Raw genomic sequence first — 2,911 nt, 5'->3', positions numbered from 1 at the left:
ATAGGAATTATAATTATAGGAATATTTAATGAGTTAGCATTATCTGTCATGTATTCGATTATTGCCCTACTTCAGAAAGGTGCTAACACTACGGTAGGTTTAGCATTAGTAAACTCCATAAATATTCTAATAGGTATGAATTTTCAATTAATTGCCTCCTATTCTGGTTTCTATATGTGGTACGTGGTGAATGTTATAGGTATCCTGATGCTCTTACTAATATTTACGGTTAGGCGGAACGTCTCAGTATAACCTTTAGCTGAAATACTTTACTTTCATTAATGAGTTCTAGTTCCCCAGAACTATTTAAAAGCCTTATTTTGAAAACCTTTTGTTTAGGTCCTCCATTTACCCTTATAGTAATCCACGCATTAACACCATTTACAATTATTACTGTTTTTCCCGATATTTTCACTTTTTTGCTGGAAGATGGTAATAGTAGAATCTCCTCTTCAGTATATTTTTCACCAACATATTTTTTACCTTCAGTTATTATTATATTGTAATACCTAAACCACAAATATGATAGAATAGGTAATGGAATTATCAAAATTAAAGCAAATAATTGAAACGATTGAATCACATTTAATGTTAGGTAATCGGTAATATAAATTTGCATTAAAATTTAAATAGTATAAGTACGAGATGGTTACGGGTGCAAAAGAGTTTGGTCGAATATGACATGGTAGTTATAGGTGGAGGTCCTATAGGCCTTTTTTCAACATTCTACGCTGGTTTAAGAGATATGAAAGTTTTACTAATAGATGCACAAGATGAATTAGGCGGTCAATTAATTTCTTTATATCCTGAGAAAATTGTATATGATGTTGGTGGGTTTCCAGGTATTCAAGCGTATGATCTAGCACAAAGACTTGTTGAGCAAGCAAAAATGTTTAATCCAGATATCAGAATAAACGAGTGGGCTGATTGGATAGAGAAAAGTAATGATAATATGTGGACCGTAAAGACCGATAAAGGATCTTATAAGACAAAAACCATACTCATAGCAGCTGGAATTGGAAAAATAACTCCCTCTAGGCTAGGGGCAAAGGGAGAAATAGATTATGAGAACAGAGGAGTATATTACTCTGTCAGAAGGAAAAAAGATTTTGAAGGAAAAAGAGTATTAGTTGTAGGTGGAGGAGACTCAGCTGTAGACTGGGCTTTAACATTAGCTCCGCTAGCCAAATCAGTAACGTTAATTCACAGAAGAGACCAATTTAGGGCTCATGAGAGAAGTGTAAAAGAACTATTCAGTGTTGCTACTGTTTATACGTGGCATGAGCTTAAAGAAGTGAAAGGTGATGGCAATAGAGTTACTCAAGCAATAATATTTGACAACAGGACAAAGGAAGAGAAAGTGTTAGACGTTGATGCAATAATTATAAGTATAGGATATAAGGGCGACTTAGGAAAGATGCCTCAATGGGGAGTAACCATGAAAGGCAGGGATATAGTAGTAAATGGTAAAATGGAGACTAACCTACCTGGTGTATACGCAGCAGGTGATATTGCACAGGTAGAGGGCTCACCCAAGTTAGCATTAATAGCAACTGGATTTGGACAAGCGGCAATTGCGGTAAGTGTAGCTAAGAAATATGTAGAGCCCAATGCTTCATTGTTTGCTGGTCATAGTTCAGAAATGGATAAGTTTAAAGCTAAGTGATTTTCTTTTCATCATATTATTACGTAACGTATAAAAATCAACATTTCTAAATCAAATTGTGATTAAGAAGAGGGCTGAAAGGCTTAGCTTAACATTTCCGGGCGCTAGAAGCTTTTATATCATAGGAGATATAGCCATAATTACTCCAAAGGATGTTGAAGTAGATTATGTAAAATTAGCGAAGAAGATTATAGAAAATCACCCAAGAATAAAAGCTGTTTATTTGAAGAAAAGAGTGAGTGGAGAGTACAGAACAAATGAGTTAGAATTCTTATATGGTGAGAAAAAATCTGATACCATATATAAAGAGAACGGGGTAAAGTTCTATGTAAATTTGTTAGAGGTCTACGTTAATCCTTCTTTATCCAGAGATAGAGCAAAAAATCTAGAGATGATCAATAACCAAAAGACTATCTTAGATGCTTATACCGGCTACGGTGCGATAGCCCTTAATATAATTCATAAGATGAAGGTGTATGTTATAGCAGGGGATATTAACATAAATGGTTTGTATATGTTGAAGAAATCACTTAGCTTGAATAAATTTAAGGGAATGGTAGATATCGTAAATTATGATGCTAATTTTCTACCATTTAGGGATAAAGCTTTCGAAATAACGTTTGCTGACAATCCTACAATGGTAGTATATCATAAACATGAGCTATGTAGAGTATCTAAAGACGTTGTATTTTACATTTTAACTAACTCAGAAGAAGATGCTAGAGATAAATTAGGAAATACTGAATGGATTAAGATTAAGGACTATTCTAAGAATCTCTTTATCTTCAAGGGTCTTGTCAGATGCTAAAAGATAAACTATGCCAGTTTTACCTTTCTTCAATTCTTGAATTATCATTCGGTTTATATCCCTTGCAGCCTTATCAGAACGTATCATCACTGTGGATCCTTCAACATAATTTGATTTTCTAAACACCATTTTTCTTGAGCTGTTTAATTCAAGTTGCGAAGATCCACGCCCATGTATGATATCAATTAAGTTTTCTACTTTTATTACAGCGTAGATAAAGGTATTATCATTTCTTACAAGTTCCTTAAATTTTTGGGATAAATCTGCACTACCTTTACTGGCAAGAATACCTATTATGCAATCCCCTTTAGGTGTTAGATAGTCATCCCTAGTTATTTCGAAGGTAGTCTTGTGGGTTCCCTTTACGTTTTTATGACCTTTTATTATAATCTCTTCAACTTCAATCAATTTTAGCTAATATAAATGTATAACCTCTC

General features: G+C 33.8%; 4 protein-coding genes and 1 pseudogene. 3 read left to right on the top strand and 2 right to left on the bottom strand.

Features of this window, described 5'->3' with window-relative positions; translation table 11 throughout:
* Positions 1 to 252: pseudogene (locus DMP16_RS11075) on the top strand (MFS transporter); the annotation flags it as partial.
* Here DMP16_RS11075 and DMP16_RS08940 read toward each other — a convergent pair.
* Entirely contained in the window at positions 230 to 583 is a 354-nt protein-coding gene (locus tag DMP16_RS08940; protein ID WP_231961121.1) for a hypothetical protein, read from the bottom strand. The pseudogene DMP16_RS11075 and the gene DMP16_RS08940 overlap by 23 nt on opposite strands.
* An 84-nt stretch (positions 584 to 667) precedes the next feature.
* Here DMP16_RS08940 and DMP16_RS08935 point away from each other — a divergent pair, with 84 nt between their 5' ends.
* Positions 668 to 1,666 (top strand): NAD(P)/FAD-dependent oxidoreductase, encoded by a 999-nt coding sequence (locus tag DMP16_RS08935; RefSeq protein ID WP_069284709.1) that lies wholly within the window; start codon positions 668 to 670, stop codon positions 1,664 to 1,666.
* A gap of 58 nt (positions 1,667 to 1,724) precedes the next feature.
* Complete coding sequence (locus DMP16_RS08930) at positions 1,725 to 2,474, top strand: methyltransferase (protein WP_231961122.1); 750 nt, start codon at positions 1,725 to 1,727, stop codon at positions 2,472 to 2,474.
* On the opposite strand, the gene DMP16_RS08925 is transcribed toward DMP16_RS08930, so the two are convergent.
* Entirely contained in the window at positions 2,397 to 2,882 is a 486-nt protein-coding gene (locus DMP16_RS08925; protein ID WP_083216383.1) for a DUF371 domain-containing protein, read from the bottom strand. The genes DMP16_RS08930 and DMP16_RS08925 overlap by 78 nt on opposite strands.
* Between the last annotated feature and the right edge of the window lie 29 nt (positions 2,883 to 2,911).

Source organism: Sulfolobus sp. B1, assembly GCF_007050195.1.
Classification (GTDB): Archaea; Thermoproteota; Thermoprotei_A; order Sulfolobales; family Sulfolobaceae; genus Saccharolobus.
The sequence above is the reverse complement of the archived record's forward strand: the minus strand, read 5'-3'. Positions and strand labels throughout refer to the sequence as shown.